The organism is Rhodoferax sp. AJA081-3 (assembly GCF_017798165.1).
In the GTDB taxonomy this organism is placed as follows: domain Bacteria; phylum Pseudomonadota; class Gammaproteobacteria; order Burkholderiales; family Burkholderiaceae_C; genus Allorhodoferax.
Genome location: NZ_CP059068.1, coordinates 1,915,935 through 1,937,897, shown reverse-complemented (window position 1 = coordinate 1,937,897; position 21,963 = coordinate 1,915,935). Strand labels below are relative to the sequence as shown.

Genomic DNA, 21,963 nt, shown 5'->3' with positions numbered 1-21,963 from the left:
TCCTGTAGATGCAGCGCCCATCCAAATAGATGGTTTGCTTAACGACGCCGCGTGGGCTGCCGCCAGCCCCTACACCACGTTTAGGCGCTTTCGGCCTGACACGGAACTTGATGTGGGCCCCTACCGCACCGAAGTGCGCGTGCTGATGGAGCGTGGCGCGTTGGTCTTTGGTATTCGCGCCTGGGACCCCAACCCACAGGACGTTCGTGCTCCTTTGGCGCGTCGCGACAAAATTCACCCAGACCAAGACGCAGTCACGGTATGGCTTGACCCGACTGGACGCGCAGAGGTGGCGCAGTTTGTCAGGGTCAATGCCGCAGGCTCTATGTCCGATGGTGTGTACCGCGCGTCGGATGACGAAGAGGACGAATCAGCGGACTATCACGACGTAGAGGTAGCAAGCCATCGCCTGGCAGATGGCTATAGCGTTGAGATTCGCTGGCCTCTTTCGGTGCTGCGCTACCCGCTCAATGGAAAGCTCCCGTGGGGGCTGATGGTCACCCGACGGGTGCCACGCGACATCAGCATGGCCTTTGCCAGTGCACCGATGGAACGCAATCAACCGCACATGCTGACGCAGCTTCAGCGTTTTGACGTCGATGCCCCGCTGCGCGAGCAGCTCAATGACGAGCAACATCTGCGGATACGCGCCGAAGGCACCGCACGAACGCTGGACGATGGCGCCGGCACCCGTGAATCCACGGTCAATCTGGGGCTGGAGCTGCAATGGAGGCCGCGCGCCGACTGGGTGGTGGATGCCATCTTCAGGCCCGATTTTTCACAGGTAGAACTGGATGAACCGCAGCTTGCGGGCAACACGCGGTTTGCACTCTTCCAAACCGAAAAGCGCACTTTTTTCCTGGAAAGCAGCGATGTTGTCGGGCAGGTTCCGCCGGACAACTGGGACGTATCCCGTGGCCTGCTGGCGTTCTATAGCAGGGCCATCACCGACCCGCGCTGGGGTTTGCGTTCAACCTACCGGGGCAACGAGACGGAGGGAACGGCACTGGTACTGCATGATGCCGGGGGAGGTCTGATACTGCGGCCCAATGCCTTTGGAACCGCCAGCTATGCCGTTGACCAACCGTCCAACGTTTTCTTCGCGCGGCACCGCACACAAGTAAGCGAGAGGTCGTCACTTGCGGGCATTCTCAGTACCCGGGAATGGAGCACGGGTGTAACTACGCAGCTTGCAGGCTTTGATGGTCAAGTGGACCTGGACGATGTCAACCAGGTGCGTGGCCACTTTCTGCAGAGCCAAGACACCACCGCCTTACCGCCCCATGGGGACCTTGCAGGGCAGCCCATTGCCCAAGGTCCCGCGCAAACGGGCCAAGCCAGTTGGCTGAGTTGGCGCCACCGTGGGGATGACTGGCGCTGGGTTGCCCATTACGAACACATCAGCCCCCGCTTTGTCAATGACAACGGGTTTGTCCCGCAATCGGGCATCCAGCGAACCTCGTTGGAGGTGACACGCATCGTGCCCACCGAGAACAAGGCCATCTCAACCTTGGAGTTGACTATGCGGGGCATGCACACCGGTGCGCTGCAAGACCTCAACAGTGGTGTTTTGAGCCCTCAGCTCGCGGGTGAACTCGTGCAGCCCGGCATATGGATTCTGAGCGCTGCGGGGACCGAAGGGTGGGCGCACCTCAATCTGGACCGAGCACGCACACGGTTTGACGGCGTGGTGCATCAAGCACGCAGCCTGCTGATCGGCGGCGGCATCCATCCCGGGCCCCGTCTGACGTTTGTCAATCTCGAAGCGACACTGGGGGATCGTATCGATGTGGATGCGGACCGGGTGGGGCAGGGTTACAACCTCAGCTCCCAAGTGACTTGGCGCGATACCTGGGGTCCGTACGGCCTGGAGCTAGAGCAGCACGCCAGCGTCGGCAGAATCAGTGGCCCCAATGGCTCGGCAGCACTGCAAGAAAGCAGTGCGCAAACCAAATTGATACTTCACCTGAGTGCAGAGCAAGCCATTCGCCTTGTGCACCAAAACCAAACTTTCAACCGCGCAGGCGAAGCCAATTTGACCGCCGCTCAAAGCAATACCCGCGTGACGACACTTGCCTGGCTGGCCCGCCGCGGTGCCTTGCGTGGCTGGAGCCTGGGTGCGTCATGGGCGCAGGAGTCAGCGCAAGCGGCAAAGCAAGAATTGTTCGTCAAGTTTCAGCAGGGTTGGTCTTGGCATTGAGTCCGCCGAAAAGGTAACCCTTGTACGCCCCTCCCGTCATCTGGTGGGAACCCGCCTTACCATTTGCCGGACTGGTACTTGACGATCGTCAATGTTCCCCAAGCCGCCTGTGAGATACCGGCGGCCTTGATGCGGTCAACATGCCCAAAGCGGCCGAGGTGTTGTACTGGGTGGTCAAGGGCAAGACCAACAAGGACATTGGTGACATCCTGGGCAGCAGCCCCATGACGGTGAAGAAACACCTGGAGTGCATCTTCGTCAAGATGGGGGTGGAGACCCGTACTGCCGCCGCCGGCATGGCGATGACACGCATACGGCAGCTACACCCCCAGTTTGAGGGGTAGTGCGGGTTGCCAGCTGGCATTGCGCAGTGGCCGAATCAGCCCAGCCCCACCACCTTGGCAATCATTTCACTGGCACTTTTTGCGCCCAGTTTGCGCAGGATGCGGGCGCGGTGGCCGTCTATGGTGCGTGGGCTCACGCCCAGGGTGCGTGCAATGTGTTTGGTGCTTTGGCCGGCAGCCAACTGGCGGGCGATCTCCCGCTCGCGCGGAGTCAGGTCGCGTGACACGGTGCGCCGGGCAGAAATGTCTTCAAACATCCAGACCGCGCAGGCAAATGGTTGGTCGCGTTGTAATGATCGGCCTGCCACATGGCACCAAAAAAGCTGGCCATTGCGGTGGCGCATGATGCGCTCGTCACTGTAAACACCGTCTTTCTTCATCACGGAAAAACCCTGCGCACCGATGTTCTCGAACTCATGGGGCGAGGGGTAGAGCATCTCCAACGAGAGTCCATGCAATTCGCCAGGTGCATAACCAAACATGGCACCAAAAGCCGCATTACAACGCTGCAAGATGCGATCACGCGAGATGCACAGGCCAACGGGTGCCAGATCAAAGACCAGTCCCAGATCGTCAGTCACCTCGGGTCCTGCTTCTGTCGGGTCACGTTGGTTCTGCTGTGATGGGGGCCTGGTGTTCATCGGGTAGTTGTACGTCTATCAGCGGTCGCGGTTGTTATTTACATTTGCCGTTCTGTAGCAAGTTGGAGTGTATAACTATGGGCGTTTCTATCGTAGGCTGGGCGCACACCCCCTTTGGACGGCTGGACGGGTTGGACCTGGAGTCCCTGATCACCGGTGTGGCCGGGCAGTCCATTCAGCATGCGGGCATTTCGGCGAGAGAGGTCGATGCGGTCTGGCTGGGGCAGCTCAATGGTGGCTTTGTGCCGGAAATTTTTGCCGCGTCCATGGCCTTGCAGGCCGACGAAGGCCTGCGGTGGAAACCGGCAACACGCGTTGAAAACGCCTGTGCGTCGGGTGCTGCCGCACTGTATGCCGCGTGTGATGCCATCGAGGCGGGCCGGGCGCGTATTGCGCTGGTCATCGGTGCCGAGAAGATGAGTGCGGTCTCTGGCGCCGAAACAACACGCATTCTGGGCAACGCTTCGTATGTGAAGGAAGAGGCTGCCGCGGGTTTGAGCTTCCCCGGCATATTTGCACAGATTGCGCAAGCCTACTTCGCGCGCTACGGCGACCACTCGGAGACGCTGGCGCACATCGCGGCAAAAAACCACGCCAACGGGGTCCGCAACCCCTGGGCGCAGATGCGCAAGGATTTGGGTTTTGCGTTCTGCAACACCGTGTCAGACAAGAACCCGCTGGTAGCGGCGCCCCTGCGCAAAACGGATTGTTCCCTGGTGTCGGACGGCGCCGCCGCGGTGATTGTGGCCAGCTCCGAGCTGGCCGCACAGTTTCCACGCGCCATATCATTGCGCAGCCGGGTGCAGGTCAATGATTACCTGCCCCTGTCGCGCCGCGACGCCGTGGCGTTTGAAGGACCGCAGCGGGCGTGGAGTGCGGCGCTGGCGCAGGCCGGTTGCAAGATCACCGACCTCTCCTTGGCGGAAGTGCACGACTGTTTCACGATTGCCGAGTTGCTGAGTTACGAGGCGATGGGGCTTGCGCCACCGGGGCAAGGTGCGCGCCTGCTGGCCGATGGCGTCGTGCACGCCACGGGTTCCTTGCCGGTGAATCCTTCCGGCGGACTCAAAGCCAAAGGCCACCCCATTGGCGCGACCGGCGTGTCCATGCACGTGCTGGCGGCCATGCAGCTCATGGGCGAAGCGGGCGATATGCAGGTGCCCGGCGCATCCATGGCCGGTGTTTTCAACATGGGCGGGTCTGCAGTGGCCAGTTATGTCAGCATCCTGGAGAGACTGCGGTGAACATTGTCCAACTACTGGTCCGTGCGGCGCGGGTCCACGCCGACCGTCCTGCCGTGTTGTTGGGGGGTGCGCTACAGCTGGATTACGGACAGTTGGCGGCACGAGCATCCCATCTGGCCGCCTACCTGCGCCAAACGCTGGCGCTGCAAGCCGGAGACCGGGTTGCCATTTACATGACGAACCACGTGGCCTATCTGGAAATCTTGTACGCCGCATGGTGGGCAGGCCTGGCAGTGGTTCCCATCAACGCGAAACTGCACCCCAAAGAGCTGGCATTTATTGTGGACGATGCCAAGGCCAGTGTGCTGTTTGTGACGGACGACCTGGCGGATACCTTGGGGCCCGTCTTGCCAGACGTGCCAACACTGCGCAAGGTGCTCACACCGGGCCAGAGGGACTACGACGCGGCCTTGCAAACCGAGCCGATGGCCCCCGTACACCGGCAGCCCGATGACCTGGCCTGGCTGTTTTACACCTCAGGGACCACGGGGCGACCCAAGGGGGTGATGCAGACCCACCGCAACCTGTATGCCATGACATCCTGCTACCTCAGCGACGTGGATGGTGTGGACGCCCAGGACGCCATGGTGTATGCCGCGCCCATGTCCCATGGGGCTGGCATGTACAACTTTGCGATTGTTGCCAACGCCGCACGCCATGTCGTGCCGGTCTCCGGCGGATTTGATGCGGCGGAGCTGCTGGACCTCGCGGAGAGTGTTGGACGGATCTGCATGTTTGCGGCCCCCACCATGGTCAAGCGGCTTGTGGAGCAGGTGCACGCCCAAAAGGCAAATGTGGCGGGCTTCAAGACCATTGTGTACGGTGGTGGCCCGATGTATGTGGAAGACATCCAGCGCGCCTTGGCCACCATGGGCCCGCGCTTTGTTCAAATTTATGGGCAGGGGGAGTCCCCCATGACCATTACCGCCTTATCGCGCGAACACCTGGCCGACAGCACACATCCGCAATGGGGCGCCCGCATTGCCTCGGTGGGTGTGGCGCAGATGCTGGTGGAGGTCCGTGTGGTCGACGAAGCAGGGGTCGACATGCCCCATGGCGCAACCGGAGAAATTGTGGTGCGTGGCGAAACCGTCATGGCTGGCTACTGGAACAACCCCCAGGCGACCGCCAACGCCTTGCGTGATGGCTGGTTGTGGACCGGGGATATGGGCTCGCTGAACGCACAAGGTTTTTTGACACTCAAGGACCGTTCGAAAGACGTGATCATCAGTGGCGGCTCCAACATCTACCCGCGTGAAGTGGAAGAGGTGCTGCTGCGCCATCCCGGCGTGCGCGAGGTGTCCGTCATCGGGCAATCGGATCCGGAATGGGGCGAAGTGGTGGTGGCCTTTGTGGTGTCGCAGAACGTGAGCAGCCAGGACCTCGACCAACTGTGTCTGGAGCACATTGCGCGTTTCAAGCGCCCGAAACACTACATCTTTGTCGACAACTTGCCCAAGAACAACTACGGCAAAGTGCTCAAAACCGCGTTGCGTGAAACCCTTAGTCAGGAGAAATAACTGTGTTGGAAAATGAAACTGCCCTGGTCACAGGCTCTACCCAAGGCATTGGTTTGGCCATTGCACGGTCCCTCGCACAAGCCGGCGCGCACATTGTGTTGCATGGCATGGAGTCGCAAGAAGAAGGTGATGCCATTGCGGCCGGCATGGCCACGGCTTATGGGGTGCGTGCGGCATACGTCTGTGCCAACCTGACCCATGCCGAGCAGGCGGAAGGCCTGGTTGCGGCGGCCACCGGCGCACTCGCCGCGCCCAGCATTTTGGTCAACAACGCAGGCATTCAGCACACGTGTGGCATTGACAGTTTTCCGGCCGAGCGGTGGGACGCCATATTGGCCGTCAATTTGACGGCCGCGTTTTACACCATGAAGTCTGTGGTGCCCGGCATGCGTACACGCGGCTGGGGTCGTATTGTCAACATCGCTTCGGTACATGGCTTGGTGGCATCGGTCAACAAGGGTGCCTATCTGGCAGCCAAACACGGTTTGGTGGGGCTGTCCAAAGGGGTCGCGTTGGAAACCGCCACGCAGGGCATAACCGTCAACTGCATTTGCCCGGGCTGGACGGACACTGCCATCATTCAGCCCCAGATTGACTTGCGTGCGGCCCAGTTTGGCGGGGACCGCAACGCTGGTATTCGGGATCTGCTCAGCGAGAAACAACCCAACCAAACGCTGCTCCCGCCCGAGCGTATTGGTGAGGTGGCAGTGTTCCTGTGCAGCAACTCCGCGGCAGGCATTACCGGTGTTGCACTGCCGGTTGATGGTGGTTGGACGGCGCAGTAACACCATGTTCGACTCAGGATTTAGTGAACTGTCGCCCGACCTGCATACCAGTGCGTTCAGCACCGGTAAATTTGCGCCCCACGGCGAATTTGTGTTGACCTCTGATGGTGAAGTGCTGTGCTACGAGGCCACAGGGCCGTTCAATGTGGAGGCCATCCGGGCACTGGGTGTCACGCGCCGCAAAGCCTACAAACGCTGGCAACCCAACGGCACCTTTGCGGCGATAGTGCATTGGCATGAAAGTGCCCTGATGTCTCCAGAGGCATTCGACGCCTACCGCGGAGGCTATGTCAGGTTCATCCAGGATGTTCAACCAAAATCCATCGTGGCCTGGGTGGCCCAGCCCGATGTGGAAGGTATGTACATCATGGTGCAAAAGTTCGCGGAAGTGTTTGAGCACACACAAACGGATTTCCGCTTCTTCACAGAAATGGATACAGCCCATCGATGGGTGGCCAACGCTCTCTCCCGCATACAAACACGCAAGTGAAAGGATGGTGTGGAAGCCATACCCCCAGTTTGAGGAGGGGTTGTAAGCGTTTTATGCCCCTAGCCCCCGTAAAATATGCTTTGTTTGCTATTAAAGTAGGAGTAAATGCCATGGTGTACAGGGTGATGGCCGGTGGGTAACTGTGCGCCTGCCGCCTTGCTGGCGCACAGTTACCGCGCGCTGGTGCTCGGCGCCCACGGCGCCATTGGTGCGGCGTTTGTTAAGGCTTTGCAGGACGATGTGTATTGCAGCCATGTAGAGACCGTGTCACGCGCGCACAACCCGGGGTTTGACCTGCTGGATGCGGCCAGCATTGCGGCACTGGCCGCGGCCAGTGCCCCCCATGGGCCCTACCACCTGATGGTGGACGCAACGGGTGCGCTGATGGTGGACGGGCAGGGGCCCGAGAAGTCCTTGGCCGCCTTGCAGGCAGACCATCTGGCCCGCGCCTTCCAGATTAATGCCATTGGTCCGGCGCTGGTGCTACGGCATTTTGCGCCCTTGCTGGCGCCCGGCGCGTCCATCTACGCCAAGCTGTCCGCACGGGTGGGCAGCATTGCCGACAACCGCAAGGGCGGCTGGTATGCCTACCGCGCCTCCAAGGCCGCGTTGAACATGCTGCTGCAAACCGCCGCCATCGAGCTGCAGCGCAAGCAGCCCGCCTTGCGTGTGGTTGCCCTGCAGCCCGGCACGGTGCGCTCCGCGTTGTCGCAGCCGTTCTCGGCGGGTGTTGCCAAACTGCTGGAGCCTGCGGAGTCGGTGGCTGGCATGCTCAATACCCTCAAAGGGTTGCAGCCCAAGCAAGGGGCCCACTTCGTGGACTACCAGGGAGAACAAATACCGTGGTAAGACCGACCTCCTTTCACTGGCTATCCACGGCGCGGCCTATCTGGGCACTTCTTTTTACGTTGTGCGCTGGGTGTGCCGGTCCTGCGTTTGCACAAGACGCTAACCAAGAAGCCTGGGCGGCGCTGAAGGCACCCGGCGCCATCGTGCTGTTTCGGCATGCACTGGCCCCTGGCGGCGGAGACCCGCCTGGCCTGGTCTTGGGGGACTGCACCACGCAGCGCAACCTGAGTACCGAAGGACGTGAGCAGGCCCGCCGAATGGGCGATGTGTTGCGGCAGCGCGGCGTGGCTGTAGGGGCGGTCTGGCACTCCCAGTGGTGCCGCACACACCACACAGCGCAACTGGCGTTTGCTGACCCGGCCGGGCCGGTGCCCCAGGCACAGCCGGCTTTTAATTCATTTTTTGCAAGCCCCCAGGCTGAGGCTGCACAGTCCGAGCAGGCACGCCGACTTCTTTTGGAGTGGCGTGGGCCTGGCACGTTGGTTGTGGTGACACACCAGGTCAACATCACTGCATTGACGGGTGTGGTTCCACAGTCCGGGGAAGGTGTCGTTTTGCACCAAATGGCTGGCGCGTTGCGGGTTCAGGGCAGAGTTTTGCCCTGAGTGCTGGTAGCCAGCCGGTGCACTGCTGCCTGGCTGCTGATGGCCAGCCGCGCAGCGCCATCCAGCCGCCCCAGGTTTTTAAGTTGCATGGCCATGCGTGGATTTGTCTTCAGCAGCGGCTCGTGGCGTATCAAGAAATCCCAGTACAGCGTGGTGTAGGGGCAGGCTGTGGCACCTGTGGACAAGGCGGGGTCGTACCTGCAGCCCTTGCAGTGGTTGCTCATGCGCTGGATGTATTTGCCGCTGGCCACATAGGGCTTGCTGGCCATCAGGCCGCCATCGCCAAACTGGCCCATGCCCAGCGTGTTGGGCAGCTCCACCCACTCCACCGCGTCTACATATACGCTCAGGTACCAGGCATGCACCGCCTGCGGTTTTACCCCCAACAGCAGGGCATACAGGCCGGTCACCATCAGGCGCTGGATGTGGTGGGCGTAGCCGTGTTCCAGGGTTTGGTGAATAGCGTCTTTGAGGCAGGCCATGTCGGTCTCGCCCGTCCAGTACCAGGCGGGCAGCTCGGTCTGTGCGTCCAATGCGTTGCGCTCCAGGTAGCCCGGCATTTGGGTCCAGTAGATGCCACGCACGTATTCACGCCAGCCCAGTATCTGGCGGATGAAGCCTTCCACCGCAGCCAGTGGTGCAGTGCCTGCGCGGTAGGCCTGTTCGGCGGCTTGCACCACTTCGCGCGGGTTCAGCAGTTTGAGGTTGAGTGCGCAGCTCAGGTGGGAGTGGTAGAGCCAGGCCTCACCGGCCCACATGGCGTCTTCGTATTGTCCAAACAGCGGCAGGCGTTGGTTTATGAAGGCTTGCAGAGTCAGCAGCGCTTGTGTGCGTGTGACCGGCCAGCCAAAGGTGTGCAGGGTACCAGGGTGATCGGCGAACTGCGTGTTGACCTGTGTGATGACGTCCTGCGTGATGGTGTCCGGCGCGAAACGCGTGGGCGGCGGCACGTTGTGTGGCCCTGTCTTGCCAAAGGATTCGCGGTTGTCGGCATCAAAATTCCACTGCCCACCCGCTGGTTCTTTGCCGTCCATCAGGATGCCGTGTTTCTGCCGCAGTGCGCGGTACCAGTATTCCAGCCTAAGCTGTTTGCGGCCCTTGGCGTGGGCCGCAAACTCGCGCACGGTGCTGAAAAAATGGGTGTCGTCGCGCAGGTCCAGCGGCAGCTGGTGTTCTGCCGCCACGGTGCGCAGCGCTTGCAGAACGCGCCAGTCACCGGGGGCGGTCAAAACCAGAGTCGCGGGTTGCAGTTGCGTGACAGCCTGTTGCAATTGCAGGGCCAGCGTGCCCTGGTTGTCAGCAGCGTCCAGCCGCGTGTAGACCATGGGCAGGCCTTGTGTACGCAGGTCCTGCGCAAAGTGGCGCATGGCACTCAGGAACACCGCAATACGCTGCTTGGTCGACCACACGTGGGTTGATTCTTCGGCCACCTCGGCCATCCACACCACGTCTTGTGTGCGGTCGAAATCCTGCAGCGCCGTGGATTGCGCATCGAGCTGGTCACCCAATACGATGACCAGATGGCGCACCCTGCCGGGCAGCTGGGGTGTGTGGTCAGTCAAAGAGTGCACCTTGTACCGCACGCGGGGGTGCCGACTTGCGCGTTGGCCCGGCTTGTGGAAAACCACTTCTGCGTGAGCCATGTAAGGGTCTTGTGGCACCGTGAAGGCATGCTGAATTCTGGCCGCATCCGCATGACGGGGCATGGTGCACGGGTATTGCGCTTTGGTTATCTTCCATGGTCATCCCGCAACAGTACAGATGCCGGCACATTCCGGCACTCCACAGGAACCGTAGCACCATGCTCGTACAACTCACCTATGCCAGCAAGACGGCAAGCATTTTGGGCCCCGGCGATGTCAAAGACATCCTGCAAAGCTCCGCACGCAACAACACGGCCGCGGGTGTGACCGGGGCGTTGTGCCTGGCCAATGGCATCTTTTTGCAGCAGCTCGAAGGGGATCGCCAAGCCGTCAACACGCTGTACCACCGCATCCTGAAAGACCCACGCCACAAAGACCCGGCGGTGTTGGACCTGTCGGAAATCCCGGTCCGGCAGTTCGGTAGCTGGGCCATGGGCCTGATAGCCGCCACGCAAGAGAACCGCCAGCTGTTCCTCAAGTACTCCAGCGCGGCAGACTTTGACCCGTACAAGATGAGCGCCACCACGCTGCGGGCGTTTTTCTCCGAAGTGATCCAAAACGCGCGCTGGCTCTCCTGAGCGGCCAGGCACCAGAACGGGTGCCACCGCACCAAAAACGGTAGGTTTGCCCATATATAGGGTAAACCCGGGTATTCATGGGTCTGAACAGCCGATTTAGCGTGGCATGGAATGTGCTGCCAAGCCTGGCATGGCCACTCTGTCAGACACCATGCACACGACGCTCGACACAGGCTACACGCTCAAAGCGCCAGGTACCACGGTGGGCCTTGCGCAGCACCTGTCCCAGGCGCTGACCCAAGGCGCATCGCCCAGTGCGCTGGAGGAAGCGGCGGGTTTTGGCCGCTGGTGGTTTGACCCCGCATCGTCGCAAATCGTGTTGTCCGCTCTGGCCGCGCGGTACCTCAATGTGGAGGCGCTGCACCACACGGGGCTGGACAGCTGCTTTATCCATGTGGTGTCCGACGACATGCTGGGGCTGATTGCACAGCTGCCGCACGGCGCGCAGCGCGGGGCTCCAAACGATTTTCGCGTCATCAGCCCGGTGGAGGGCATGCGCTGGCTGCGCTTGGCGCACCTGCCACAGGACCCGGCCAACCCGAGGCTAGTCAGCGGCATCCTGTCCGATATCACACCGCTCAAACATGCGGCCATGCGTGAGCGCCTGGGTTTCGAGCTGACCGAGTTTTTGGTCGGCACGCATTCCCTGGGGGATGCCATCACCAATGTGATCCAGCTGATTTGCAAAAACCTGGGTTGGGACTGGGGTGCGTACTGGGCGGCCGAGTCACCGTCAGCGGATGCACCGCCACGCCTGGCCTGCAAGTATTTCTGGCACCAGCCCGAACTGGACCTGGCCTCGTTTGGTGCCGAGAGCGCCACGCTGTCGCTGGCGCCGGGTGAAGGCCTGGTGGGCGCGGTGTGGCAAAGCGGCAGGCCCGACTGGGTGGAAGACATGGTCAACGACCTGCGCTTCTCGCAGCGCACCAATGACCGCGAGTGCAAGCTGTGGTCGGGTTATGTGTTTCCGGTGACCTATGTGTCGGCCGATGGGCATACCCATAGCCCTGGTGTGCTGGAGTTTTACAGCTGTTTGTCGCGCCAGCCCGAGGCCCAGTTACCCAAGGTCTCGGCCAGTATTGGCGCCTTCATTGCGCAGATGGCCCAGCGCATGGAGCACCAGGCCACTATTTTGTACCTGGCCCAGGTCGATGCACTGACGGGCTTGGCCAACCGCAACCATTTCCACGATCTGGTCAGCCAGGCCTGTGCCGACGCAAGTCAAGACTGCAGCGCATTTGGTCTGGCTTTCATCGACCTGGATCGCTTCAAACCCATCAACGATGCCTTTGGGCACGAGGCGGGCAACGCGGTGCTGCGGGAGTTTGCCCAGCGCCTGCAGGCGTTGGTACCCGTGGGCAGCAAAGTGGGCCGCCTGGGCGGCGATGAATTTGCGCTGCTGATTCCCACCCCTGCACTGGCGGAAGCTGCCCACTTGCTGGAAAGCATTCTGCAGGCTGCCCGCGCGCCTTTTGTGTACGAAGGCATCGAACTGACGGTGTCGGCCAGCGTGGGTGTCAGCACCTTCCCGCAGTGTGGCGACAACTGCGCTGCGTTGTTGCAAAGTGCCGATGCGGCCATGTACCGCATCAAGAACAACGGACGCAACGGTTGCCATTTTTCGTCCATCAGCAACACCCATGCGCTGGCAGAGCAGCAGTCGTCCATTGCGCAACGCCTGGCCTTGGAGACCGAACTGCACCATGCGCTGGATGGCAATGGCCTGTGCCTGGTCTACCAGCCGATTTTGATATTTCCCGGGGGGCAGTTGGAATCCATCGAGGCGCTCGTGCGCTGGCGCAAACCCGACGGCAGCATGGTGCCGCCCGACGTGTTCATCCCCATTGCCGAACAAAGCCATCTGATTGTGCAGATTGGCAAATGGGTGCTGGGCCAGGCCTGCCGTGACCTGGCCATACTGGATGCGGCTGGCTTCACCGCGTTAAAGGTGCACGTCAACATGGCCGCGCCCGAGTTCACCAACAAAAGCCTGCCGGAGGAACTGCATGCGCTGGTGGGCGCGTTTGGACTGGAGCCGCACCGCTTGTCACTGGAGCTGACCGAGGGCATGCTGATGAAGCGGCCCGACCAGGTGATACCGGTCATGCGGGCGCTGCGCCAACTGGGCTTTGGCATCAGCCTGGATGACTTTGGCATGGGGCATTCATCGCTGGCCCTGCTGAAGAACCTGCCCATCTCGTCGCTGAAGATCGACCGTTCCTTTGTGCGTGACCTGCCGCACCAGCGCAATGACCGCGCCATTGTCAAAACCATTGTGGACCTGGGTTGCCAGATGGGCCTGGAGGTGATTGCCGAAGGGGTTGAATCGCAGCCCCAGCTGGACATCCTGCGCCAGGCCGGCTGCAGCCTGATCCAGGGTTATCTGCTGGAGCGCCCCCTGGCGCTGGCAGACCTGTTGGGCAAGTACCCGGCCGAGCATTGAAAAAAGGAGGACCACCATGTACCTGTCTGTCACCGAACGCCCCACACCTGCCCATGCGGTTGCCCTTGCACCGCCGGCCGCCAACACCGTCGAACGCAATGGTGAGGTGTTTGCCACGCTGATCAACCTGTCGGGCCGCCGGCGTTTTACCTCGCAACGCGTGGTGCTGTACACCGTGCTCGCGGCCAGCAACCACCCCGAGGCCAGCCGCATTGCCACCGAGGCGCTGGACCTGTTTCGCGATGCACACACCACGTTGATCAAGGGCAACAAGGTGTTGCCCGGTGTTTTTGGAGAGCCCCTGCAGCAAGCCTATTTCGGGTCAGCTCAGGGCAACGCAAAAATCCTGGGATTTATCGCGCTGGCGGAGAGGGTGCTGTTTGCCATTGCCTCCGGCTGGCAGCGCCAGGTACCGGCTCTGCTGGAGGAGTTGGTGGAGTGTTCGTCGTCCCTGCTCGGCGTGCTCAACAGCCTGACCGCGCTGTACGAGACCGAGGCGCGTGACCACGCCCACCGGGTGGAGCACCAGCTGCACGGCGCTATGGAAGAGATCAAGACCATTTCCAAACAGGCGCAGGTGGTCGCCATGAATGCCCGCATCGTGGCGGCCCGTGCGGGCGCAGTGGGCAATGAGTTTGCGGTGGTGGCCACCGAGCTGATCAGCATCACCACTGACATTGGCACCATCCTCCAGCGGGCGATGGCCAAACCCGCTTGAATGGGCCCCCGCGGTCGCCCGCTGCGTCAGCGCAGCGCCCTGGCGTAGACCGCGTCAAACGCGTACTTCTGGATCTCTTGCAGGGTGGGTGAATGGCCCGCCCACAACACCAGTACCGGGCCGGGCAGGTCCAGCGTGCGCTCCAGGCTGCGGCACAGGTGGTAGCGGTCTTCGTCGGCCATGCCCGGTAGTTCGATGAAGAGGATGTAGCAGCGCCGGTAGGCAAACTCCTTGAGCGCCTTGCGCACCAGCCAGGCGCGTTGCACGGGTTTGCAGCGTGCCATGTCGGACTCAAACTCTCCGCGTTCAAAGTCATTCAGGTCGTGGCGTGCAATGGAGTGGAAACACGGGGTGTCCGTCATTTCGTTCCAGGCGCGTTGTTCGGCCTCGTCGGCTTGCTTCAGGCGTTCACGCCACAGCTTGAGCGCCTTGTCGTCCAGGTTGCCTGCGGCCACACTTTTCTCCAGCATACGCACGGCCGTGCGGCAGGCCCACCACTTGTTGGCGGCACTGGTTTCAAACAACTGGGTCAGGCACTGGATGCGGTTGGCAAAGTCGGTTTCTGGCAGACAACCCACCAAACCGCGCAGGGCGCCGGCGTGACCGGGTGTTATCTGCAGTGCACGTTCATAACAGCTGCGCACGTCGGCCTTGGCATCCAGGCGCTTCTTCAGGTCGCCCAGTTGTGCCATTTCGTCCGCGTTGTTGCGCTGCAGGCTGGCTGTGAGGGTGTCTATGCGCACCTGCACACGCTGCAGGTAGGCGTGGTGCAGCTTCCAGTCGCTGGCGTTCTCCACGCACCATTCCTTGTCAAAGTGGGCCAGCCACTTGGTGGCGCTGGGGCCTAACAGTTCGAGTGCCGGGCGTGTGGACCAGGCCGGCAGTTGTTTGGTCACCTTGAGGGCTTCCAGCCGGTCCCGCAGCACCGGGTGGGTGTCATCCTCATCACTGAGTTGCACCAGCGACTGGCGCAAGGCGTCGCGGGCAAAATCGTCGACCACGGGTTGTGACAGCAGGGTGCGCATGGCGGTAAACGGGCCCACGGGTTGGGGGCTCTTGGCGGCCGCCCCCCAGTGCAGCGGCCAAAACTCCGTGTTGAGCCATCTGCCTTTGATGGCAATCTCTGTCAGTGCCGCGCCAGCCACATCGCGCCCCAGCAGTTTGCCGGCAATACGGTCGGCCTCGTATTCGTCCTGGCGGGCCAGTGCAAAGGTCTTGGCCATGAAGCGCGGGAAGTACCAGCGCAAAAACGCCTGGGTGGCCATGGCGATGACGCCGGAGTCGTCACGCATGCCGTGTTCCAGCTTCATCCAGCTCAGGCGTGTGCGGTAGATCCACGCGGCGAATTGCCCATGTCCACCCCGCAGGTGACCGTATTCGTGCGACATCACGGCCAGAAACCGCGGCTTGTCTATGGCCAACAGCAGCGGCAGGCCAATGGTCAGGTAGTTGGTGGCGCCGCCAAACAGGCCATAACGCGGCAGCTGGCTGATGCTGGCGTTGAAGCTGCTGTCCAGCAGCACATGGTCTATGGCTGGGCCTTTGGTCTTTTTGCGGATGCGGGCCAGGGCCTCAAACAGCGCGGGGGCGTCGGCGGCGGTGATAGGGCTACCGTGTGGCGCCTCCAGGCGCAGCCACAGCGCGCGCAAGCTGGTCCACAACAGACCGGCGCCGGTGATCAGCAGTATGAAGTGGTAGCCCTTGACACGCCCGTGGGCCATGGTGGCGAGTGTCCACACCAGCAGCGCAACGGCCACTGCAAAACAGCCCACCACCCACAAGTAGCCCAGGGCCGCAAACCCCGCCACGCTGCGGCGGTAGGCGGCGCTGTCTTCGGCGCTGGCGTGTTCGTTCAACCGAACCAAATGAATGAAATCTGCTCTGTCCACGGCGGCCCCTTTTCGAGGCGGTATCTTAGCCGCAGGGAGTGGAGGACTTCTTCTGAAACCAGACCCCGGTGTGGTCTATCCTTTGCAGAGCAAACACCTCGCCGGATATCCGCTCGAAATCGCGGACCGCCTTGCGGCATCCCTCCCAGTAGCCAAAGTCATCGATCTGTACCACACCACCCGTGCTGACCGCGTCGTAGAGGGTGGAAAAAATGTCCATGGTGGATGCATACCAGTCCGCGTCGGCATGCAACAACGCAATGGGACCGACATCTGCCTTGCGCGCAGGCAGTGTGTGGGCAAACAGCCCTGGAACCGGTTCGACAATGGAGGTAACGCCCAAACGCGCACAGACCACGGCGAGGTATTCGGCCACAGGGGCTGCCAGTGTTCCGGCGCCAAACGCAGTGTCGTTGGCCGGTGTGCCGTTGTGACGGTCCACCTCGGCAGGCTCTGGCATGCCCTGGAATGTGTCAAACGCATAGACCTTGCGGGGCCGCAGGCTGTGGCGTTGGACCACACTGGCCAGCAGCGCCGCCGCGCCACCCTGGTAGCTGCCGCATTCCACAAAATTGCCGGGTATATCGCGCTGGCACAGCAACTTGGCGTGCGTGTACAGCGAGAACAGGCGCTCGGTGCTCAGCAGCGTAAAGGGTCTGATACTGGCCAGCAGTTGCAGGAACTCACCGGCGTCCTCGGTTTGCGATACGCCGCTGACTGCGGTGTGCTGCAGGTGCGGTGGCAGGGTCCACGGAATCTTGGGGTCCGGAATGTGCGCAACCGGTTCCACATTTCCGCGCCAGGCCACCCCCATGATCTGCATGGTGTTGTAGGCCATGGTGTGCCATCCCTTGCGTGCCAGGTAGTTCAAACCCTGCGCCACATCAGGCGACGCAAGGTCGTGGAACAGGATCAGCGCGTCGGCCTCGGCATGCCGTTCGCAAACCATCGCATCATTCAACGGGTTATCACCACTGTGGTTGCCGTCAATGAAGAACAAGGACCACTTTCGCTCCCCTGCGGCCAGCGCGTCAACGGCCTGCGGGCTGAGCCCGGTGACCAGCGACAGATCACCGACGCTGCCATACGCCTGCATGGCGGACGACAGAGACTGCGCTACACGCTCCCGATTGGGTGACTTGTCCAGCACCGGATCGACCACGGTCAGATGGACGCCAGCCAGTGCCATGTGGCAGGCCGACCAGCCCATCCAGCAACCGATCTCCAGCGCCTGCTTGCCCTTGAACATCAATGCGGTGTTGTACAGCACCAGTGCCTCATCACGGCTGATGAACCCGCACTCGGGGTCGTGCGGATCAACATACCAGTTGTGGGGAATCTCCCGCCGGAAGTACGGCCAATCGCAGCGGCTCGTGTCGCCCCGCACCATGTGCGGAAAGTGCGCGTCGGGTTGCACGACTTTCAGGCCGGGGGACACGTAGTCCCCAAACGGCAGCACGATGGATTCCTGTGCGCCCTGTGGCCCCGGCCGGGAAGCGGCGCGTCGGAGCCGGGCTTCATCTTCCCGCACAAAACCGGCTGCTCGCACCGTATCGGCTTCCGCGGCACGATCCAGCTGTGTCAGTGCCTGGATCAGCTGGGTGCGCGTTGAAGCCAGATCCGGCTCCAGGGCCAAAGCCGCGCGCAACGGAACCAGTGCTTCGTCCCACCGTTCCTGCGCCAACAGCAGCCATCCCAGTTGTGCATGGCGCTGCGCCCCTGGCTTGGCATCTAGCGCGGTCCGTGCCCACTGCGACGCTTCGGGCAGCCGACCCATGTCGTGCAGTACCCACGCCAATGCAGAGGCGGCTTCATCGAGTTGCGGGTCCAGCTGCAGCGCCCGCTGTAGTGATTGGTGTGCAGCATCCAGCCTGCGTTCACGAAAGCACAGCATGCCCCAATACCAATGGAGGGTGGGGAAATCCGGGTGCCGCTCCAGCGCATGGCGCAACACTTCCGTGGCTTGCGGCAGCTGCGCACTCTCCAGCAGGAACCATCCGAGCGCCGCAGCACTGTCCGGCCTGTCAGGGCTGGCCTCGCAGGCACTGCGCGCCGCCTGGATAGCGGCGTCCAGTGCGTGGGCTTCGTAATGTGCCCATGCCTGTACGAGATAGGTGTCGGTGTCGTGTGGATCGGCCATCCCTGAGTTTACAAAGATGCGCGGCAGGGCCTGCCATTTGCAGCCCGGGAACAGGGTGCCGACTAGACCTCCAGGGTCTGACCATCGGCCGGCACCAACAGGCGCTGGCTGACACCGGCGCGGCGGCCGGCGGCCAGCAGCTCGGTGCGCGTCACCGGGCAGTGGCTGATGGCCTCCAAGTGGTTGGCCACCACGGTGCCAGTTGCCAGCCGTGTAAAGGCCATCACATCGTCCACACCCATGATGATGTCCCCGCCGATGTCAAAACGGGCCCCGCCTGCGGGCACCACACAGACGCCGGGTTGGTGCTGACTGACAAAGTCGCGTACGCGCGGCGTGAGGATGGTGTCGCCCGCCAGGTAGAGGCGGGGTTCGCCCGGCATCTCGATCAGGTAGCCCACGCCGTGCTCCATCATGCGGCCCACCACACCTTCGCCATGGGTGCAGCGCACGGTTCGGATGTGTCCCTCAAAAAAAGCTTGGGGCTGGTTGTGGCCCTCGGGCAGGGGCTGCACGTTGAGACCGCGTTTTTGCAAATAGACGGCGTCGTGCGGTGTGCAGATGACGGGCAGCTGGGTCTCACGCAGCCACTGCTTACCAAAGCCATCCAGGTGGTCAAAGTGGCCCTTTTGGCAATGGGTGATCAGGCAGTGGGTGACCTGGCCGAGCGCAGCCACCGCTTGTTTAGGCAGGTCCACCGTGGGGTTGCGCAGGCGCTTGCCGTCGAGCAGGCGCAACGGTGGCAGGGCACCCTGGGGCGCCAGCATGGGGTCGACCAGGATATGGCGTTCGCCGATGTGCACGATGAGGGTGGCGTTGCGCAGTTGGGTGATTCGCATGGGGTGTGCTCCGGTGGGGATGGTGCGGGAATGTGCTGTACCGGTCCATTGTCCAAAAACGGTGTGATCGGATAGAGTGGCGGTATTGCCATATTTGATGGTGTTATCGCCATATGCCCGTTAAACCACCATCCCCCCAAAAAAGCAGACCCCCACGCATAGCCATCCTGGCCTATGCAGGCTGTATGGCGACCGAAATTTTTGCCGTGGCCGATGTGCTGCTGATCGCCACCCACGTTGCCCGTGCGATGCGCAAATCCGCGTCACCACCTTTTGAGGTCCATGTGGTGGGCGTTGGTGGGCGCACGGTGACGGTGGCCGGTGGTTTTTCGGTTGGGGTGCAAAAGCCCGCGGGTGTGTACGACCTGCTCATCGTGCCGGGGCTGGAGATCCGCCGCCTGGATGAATGGGACTCCAAGCTCGCCCCGTTGCGCCGCGAGCTGGCCTTTATCCGCAAAAGCTTTTCCAGCGGCACGCCGGTGGCCTCGGTATGCATCGGCACGTTTTTGTTGGGCGAGGCCGGACTGCTGGAGGGCCGCAAGGCCACCACCGCCTGGTTGTGCGCGGCCGAGCTGGCCGCGCGTTATCCGGCAGCCGCACTCAGTACCGATGCCGTGCTGGTGGAAGACGGTGCGGTCACCACCACGGGGGCGGTCAGCTCGGCGTTTGACCTGGCCATTCACCTGGTGAAGAAGACGCTGGGCGCCGAGGTGGCGACCGCCACTGCCCGGCTGGCCTTGTTGTCCCAACCCCGGGCCAGCCAGGCGCCGTTTGTCGACCGCGCACTCCTGGGCCCGCCCGACCTGCCATCGTTTGCACACGGCGTGGCGCAGTGGCTGAGCACACGCCTGACCGAAACCTATGATCTGGAGCGCCTGGCCCAGGCCTTCCATGTCAGCACCCGCACGCTCCTTCGCCGGGTCAAGGCGCAGACGGGGAATTCACCGCTGGCCCTGTTGCAACAGGCGCGGGTGGACAAGGCCAAGCAGTTGCTCAGCGACAGTGCGTGGAGCATTGCGCAGATCACCGAAGCGGTTGGTTATGCCGATGTGCCCACGTTCTCCCGTCTGTTTGCCAGCAGGGTAGGGGAGACGCCAGCGCGCTACCGGCGCAGGCTGGCTTGAAGGGACACTGTTCAGGTGTCGCCGCTGCGGTAGCCCACAGGGTACAGGTTGTAGTTGTTGCTGGCCGCCGGGTAGCTGACATATCCACCGCAGCCCAACACCAATTCCGGTTGCAGGCACAGCGTGGCCACAAAGGTGTCAAAACTGGCGTAGCGCGGTTCTTCGGCGCTCACATCGTCGTTGGACAACATCACCGTGCCGGCGTAGGGCCCCTCCACTGGCAGGATCCAGTAGCTGGCGTCACCGGGTATTTTTCCGAAAGCGATGGCGCTGCGCACCCAGTTGGGCAGGGCGTTGGGGTCGTCCTGAAAGTCCACACTGCTGAGCCAGTTCACCACCTCGGCGCTTGCGGTCTCCCATTGCTGTGCCGGCAGAAACACAAAACCTGCGGACCACAGGTCATGGGCATCGGTGCAAAACAGGGCGGCTCCGTTAAGGGTCTGGTACACGGCCAGCAACTGCGCTGCAACCGGGTAACGGGCCAGGTTGGTGGCTTGCGCGGCCGGCAATGCCTGGTGCGGTCCCACGTGGTGGACGGCGATGTGCACGGGCTGCCGGGGCGCGCCGGCGTGGCCCATGTCGTAGTCGCAGGGTTGGGCGATGACCTGGGGCGCGGTGTCGTTCAACAAGGACTGCAGCATCTGCAAGGCGCTTCTACCGGCCAGCGCCTTGCGTACCGTCTGCTCGCGCTGGCGTTGCGCGCGCACCGCGGGCCCCCAGTCGAAGGCGATCACATCGGCATGTGCGGCCACCTGGTCCAGCAGGCAGTCTTCCACCGCGCTCCAGGCCAGGGAGAGTTCAATGTCGGCCTCGCTGTCGGGGTTGGCAAAGGCGACGCTGGAGAAACCTTGGATGAAGGCGGCTATACCCTTGGCAAGCGCTGGCTTGGCTTCGTCAACCTGGGTCTGGAGGCTTTCTTTAAAGACACCGGAGGGGCGGGGTTTGGCGTCTATCACCGATTGCATCAAGGCGCATAACTCAACCAGCCCTTGGTCCTGGCACAGATTCAGCAGCGCTTGTGCGGTCTGTGGGTAACGCTTGAAGGCATCGCCGAAGCTGCTGGAACTGGCCTTGGCATCGAGTTTGAAAAAGTCCAGCAGCAACTGGTGCGTGGCGGCACCGGTGCCCGACTGCGCGGACACACGGGGCAGGCCTTCTTTCAACTGCACCAACAGTTCGCTGGCGGATACGGACTCGCGCTGCGACAGCAGCTCCATCAGCGGGGTCATGGTGCGGGTTTAAGGTTTCTGCGCGTTGTGTTTTTTCATCGCGTCATCCAGGTTGAAGTTGCCGGCTTTGACCGGCATGACGATGTCGCCTGGCTTTTGACCGGGTTTGCAGGCGCCCAGCCATTTGGCGGTGATGGCCATTTTGGATTCCGCCATGCCGTGCAGGGGCGGGTTGAACCGGGTTTGTATGTCGCCGCGGTAGGCGGAGTCAAAAGCACCGGTGAACACCGCGTTCATGGTGGTCGTGGTGGTGGTGTTTTTGGTGGTCTCCATCTTGCAGACCGAGTGGACGGTGATGCGGTCGCCCTGCTGCTTGATGTCGTTGGTGCTGCACTGCTGCTTGAATTTCTCGGCGCTTTGCTGCATCAGGTTGTCGGAGTTCTGGTCGATGCAGTGCTGGATGGGCCCCATGCCCTTGGGCATACCTTCCATGCTGGTGGTGATCTCCCACAGTCCGCTTTTGCGCTTGGGCATGTCCAGGGCGTGTGCCGGTGCCCCAAGGCCCATGATGATGAGGCTGACCAGCAGGAACTGTGGGCCGGGGGTGCTGCGCGGGAATGCCATAGATCGTTTTCCTTGGGGTTGTTTCGTTTTGTTTGATGTTCAAACATTAAACCGGAATCAGACCGTTCAACCTGTGTTTTTTTGTTTCACCGCACAGGTCCGGCCGCCGGGTGGCATA

At 62.0% G+C, this 21,963-nt stretch carries 18 protein-coding genes and 1 pseudogene; 12 read left to right on the top strand and 7 right to left on the bottom strand.

What is annotated here, in order from left to right:
• The first annotated feature begins 34 nt into the window (after positions 1 to 34).
• Entirely contained in the window at positions 35 to 2,200 is a 2,166-nt protein-coding gene (locus HZ993_RS09025) for a DUF5916 domain-containing protein (RefSeq protein ID WP_209397245.1), read from the top strand.
• A 146-nt stretch (positions 2,201 to 2,346) separates the two neighbouring features.
• Positions 2,347 to 2,544, top strand: a pseudogene (locus HZ993_RS09020) (helix-turn-helix transcriptional regulator); the annotation flags it as partial.
• Positions 2,545 to 2,579: 35 nt separating this feature from the next.
• On the opposite strand, the gene HZ993_RS09015 reads toward HZ993_RS09020, so the two are convergent.
• On the bottom strand, positions 2,580 to 3,185 hold the full coding sequence (locus HZ993_RS09015) for a PAS and helix-turn-helix domain-containing protein (protein WP_209397243.1): 606 nt from the start codon (positions 3,183 to 3,185) through the stop codon (positions 2,580 to 2,582).
• A 77-nt stretch (positions 3,186 to 3,262) separates the two neighbouring features.
• Between HZ993_RS09015 and HZ993_RS09010 the strand changes: the two genes are divergently transcribed.
• The 6 genes from HZ993_RS09010 to HZ993_RS08985 all read left to right on the top strand — a co-directional run bounded on the left by HZ993_RS09010 (position 3,263) and on the right by HZ993_RS08985 (position 8,678).
• Positions 3,263 to 4,429 carry an acetyl-CoA acetyltransferase gene (locus HZ993_RS09010; RefSeq protein ID WP_209397241.1) on the top strand — a complete coding sequence of 389 codons (1,167 nt, stop codon included), beginning with the start codon at positions 3,263 to 3,265 and terminating at the stop codon, positions 4,427 to 4,429.
• Complete coding sequence (locus tag HZ993_RS09005; protein ID WP_209397239.1) at positions 4,426 to 5,949, top strand: class I adenylate-forming enzyme family protein; 1,524 nt, start codon at positions 4,426 to 4,428, stop codon at positions 5,947 to 5,949. The genes HZ993_RS09010 and HZ993_RS09005 overlap by 4 nt, the downstream gene beginning before the upstream one ends.
• Before the next feature lie 2 nt (positions 5,950 to 5,951).
• Complete coding sequence (locus tag HZ993_RS09000) at positions 5,952 to 6,734, top strand: 3-hydroxybutyrate dehydrogenase (protein WP_209397237.1); 783 nt, start codon at positions 5,952 to 5,954, stop codon at positions 6,732 to 6,734.
• A 4-nt stretch (positions 6,735 to 6,738) separates the two neighbouring features.
• Positions 6,739 to 7,224, top strand: coding sequence for a hypothetical protein (locus tag HZ993_RS08995; RefSeq protein WP_209397235.1), 486 nt, complete (start codon positions 6,739 to 6,741; stop codon positions 7,222 to 7,224).
• Between the two features lie 132 nt (positions 7,225 to 7,356).
• On the top strand, positions 7,357 to 8,073 hold the full coding sequence (locus HZ993_RS08990; RefSeq protein WP_245213887.1) for an SDR family NAD(P)-dependent oxidoreductase: 717 nt from the start codon (positions 7,357 to 7,359) through the stop codon (positions 8,071 to 8,073).
• Complete coding sequence (locus HZ993_RS08985) at positions 8,067 to 8,678, top strand: histidine phosphatase family protein (protein WP_245213886.1); 612 nt, start codon at positions 8,067 to 8,069, stop codon at positions 8,676 to 8,678. The genes HZ993_RS08990 and HZ993_RS08985 overlap by 7 nt, the downstream gene beginning before the upstream one ends.
• Here HZ993_RS08985 and HZ993_RS08980 read toward each other — a convergent pair.
• Entirely contained in the window at positions 8,657 to 10,240 is a 1,584-nt protein-coding gene (locus HZ993_RS08980; protein ID WP_245213885.1) for a cryptochrome/photolyase family protein, read from the bottom strand. The genes HZ993_RS08985 and HZ993_RS08980 overlap by 22 nt on opposite strands.
• A 239-nt stretch (positions 10,241 to 10,479) precedes the next feature.
• Here HZ993_RS08980 and HZ993_RS08975 point away from each other — a divergent pair, with 239 nt between their 5' ends.
• The 3 genes from HZ993_RS08975 to HZ993_RS08965 all read left to right on the top strand — a co-directional run bounded on the left by HZ993_RS08975 (position 10,480) and on the right by HZ993_RS08965 (position 14,060).
• Positions 10,480 to 10,899 carry a BLUF domain-containing protein gene (locus HZ993_RS08975; RefSeq protein ID WP_209397233.1) on the top strand — a complete coding sequence of 140 codons (420 nt, stop codon included), beginning with the start codon at positions 10,480 to 10,482 and terminating at the stop codon, positions 10,897 to 10,899.
• A gap of 151 nt (positions 10,900 to 11,050) precedes the next feature.
• Positions 11,051 to 13,342 (top strand): EAL domain-containing protein, encoded by a 2,292-nt coding sequence (locus HZ993_RS08970; RefSeq protein ID WP_209397231.1) that lies wholly within the window; start codon positions 11,051 to 11,053, stop codon positions 13,340 to 13,342.
• A gap of 16 nt (positions 13,343 to 13,358) precedes the next feature.
• A complete protein-coding gene (locus tag HZ993_RS08965) occupies positions 13,359 to 14,060 on the top strand; it encodes a type IV pili methyl-accepting chemotaxis transducer N-terminal domain-containing protein (protein WP_209397229.1) in 702 nt (233 codons plus the stop codon).
• A gap of 26 nt (positions 14,061 to 14,086) precedes the next feature.
• On the opposite strand, the gene HZ993_RS08960 is transcribed toward HZ993_RS08965, so the two are convergent.
• From HZ993_RS08960 to HZ993_RS08950, 3 genes are all read right to left on the bottom strand, one after another.
• On the bottom strand, positions 14,087 to 15,949 hold the full coding sequence (locus HZ993_RS08960; protein ID WP_209397227.1) for a M48 family metallopeptidase: 1,863 nt from the start codon (positions 15,947 to 15,949) through the stop codon (positions 14,087 to 14,089).
• Positions 15,950 to 15,974: 25 nt separating this feature from the next.
• Positions 15,975 to 18,089, bottom strand: a complete 2,115-nt coding sequence (locus tag HZ993_RS08955; protein ID WP_209397225.1) for a TylF/MycF/NovP-related O-methyltransferase — start codon at positions 18,087 to 18,089, stop codon at positions 15,975 to 15,977.
• A 62-nt stretch (positions 18,090 to 18,151) separates the two neighbouring features.
• Positions 18,152 to 18,928 carry an MBL fold metallo-hydrolase gene (locus tag HZ993_RS08950; protein ID WP_209397223.1) on the bottom strand — a complete coding sequence of 259 codons (777 nt, stop codon included), beginning with the start codon at positions 18,926 to 18,928 and terminating at the stop codon, positions 18,152 to 18,154.
• A gap of 185 nt (positions 18,929 to 19,113) precedes the next feature.
• On the opposite strand from HZ993_RS08950, the gene HZ993_RS08945 reads away from it, so the two are divergent.
• Positions 19,114 to 20,052, top strand: coding sequence for a GlxA family transcriptional regulator (locus HZ993_RS08945; protein WP_209397221.1), 939 nt, complete (start codon positions 19,114 to 19,116; stop codon positions 20,050 to 20,052).
• 11 nt (positions 20,053 to 20,063) lie between these two features.
• Here the strand turns inward: HZ993_RS08945 and HZ993_RS08940 are convergent, their stop codons facing one another.
• Together HZ993_RS08940 and HZ993_RS08935 are read right to left on the bottom strand one after the other, a co-directional pair.
• Positions 20,064 to 21,281 carry a hypothetical protein gene (locus HZ993_RS08940; RefSeq protein ID WP_209397219.1) on the bottom strand — a complete coding sequence of 406 codons (1,218 nt, stop codon included), beginning with the start codon at positions 21,279 to 21,281 and terminating at the stop codon, positions 20,064 to 20,066.
• A 9-nt stretch (positions 21,282 to 21,290) separates the two neighbouring features.
• Complete coding sequence (locus tag HZ993_RS08935; RefSeq protein WP_209397208.1) at positions 21,291 to 21,845, bottom strand: DUF3617 family protein; 555 nt, start codon at positions 21,843 to 21,845, stop codon at positions 21,291 to 21,293.
• Positions 21,846 to 21,963 lie beyond the last annotated feature (118 nt).

Bases quoted from the DNA above. Each gene is read 5' to 3' on its own strand.
- HZ993_RS08945 (WP_209397221.1), top strand. From the start codon at position 19,114: ATGGCGACCGAAATTTTTGCCGTGGCCGATGTGCTGCTGATCGCCACC.
- HZ993_RS09015 (WP_209397243.1), bottom strand. From the start codon at position 3,185: ATGAACACCAGGCCCCCATCACAGCAGAACCAACGTGACCCGACAGAA.
- HZ993_RS08995 (WP_209397235.1), top strand. From the start codon at position 6,739: ATGTTCGACTCAGGATTTAGTGAACTGTCGCCCGACCTGCATACCAGT.
- HZ993_RS09010 (WP_209397241.1), top strand. From the start codon at position 3,263: ATGGGCGTTTCTATCGTAGGCTGGGCGCACACCCCCTTTGGACGGCTG.
- HZ993_RS08940 (WP_209397219.1), bottom strand. From the start codon at position 21,281: ATGACCCCGCTGATGGAGCTGCTGTCGCAGCGCGAGTCCGTATCCGCC.
- HZ993_RS08955 (WP_209397225.1), bottom strand. From the start codon at position 18,089: ATGGCCGATCCACACGACACCGACACCTATCTCGTACAGGCATGGGCA.
- HZ993_RS08970 (WP_209397231.1), top strand. From the start codon at position 11,051: ATGCACACGACGCTCGACACAGGCTACACGCTCAAAGCGCCAGGTACC.
- HZ993_RS08935 (WP_209397208.1), bottom strand. From the start codon at position 21,845: ATGGCATTCCCGCGCAGCACCCCCGGCCCACAGTTCCTGCTGGTCAGC.
- HZ993_RS08965 (WP_209397229.1), top strand. From the start codon at position 13,359: ATGTACCTGTCTGTCACCGAACGCCCCACACCTGCCCATGCGGTTGCC.
- HZ993_RS08950 (WP_209397223.1), bottom strand. From the start codon at position 18,928: ATGCGAATCACCCAACTGCGCAACGCCACCCTCATCGTGCACATCGGC.
- HZ993_RS08975 (WP_209397233.1), top strand. From the start codon at position 10,480: ATGCTCGTACAACTCACCTATGCCAGCAAGACGGCAAGCATTTTGGGC.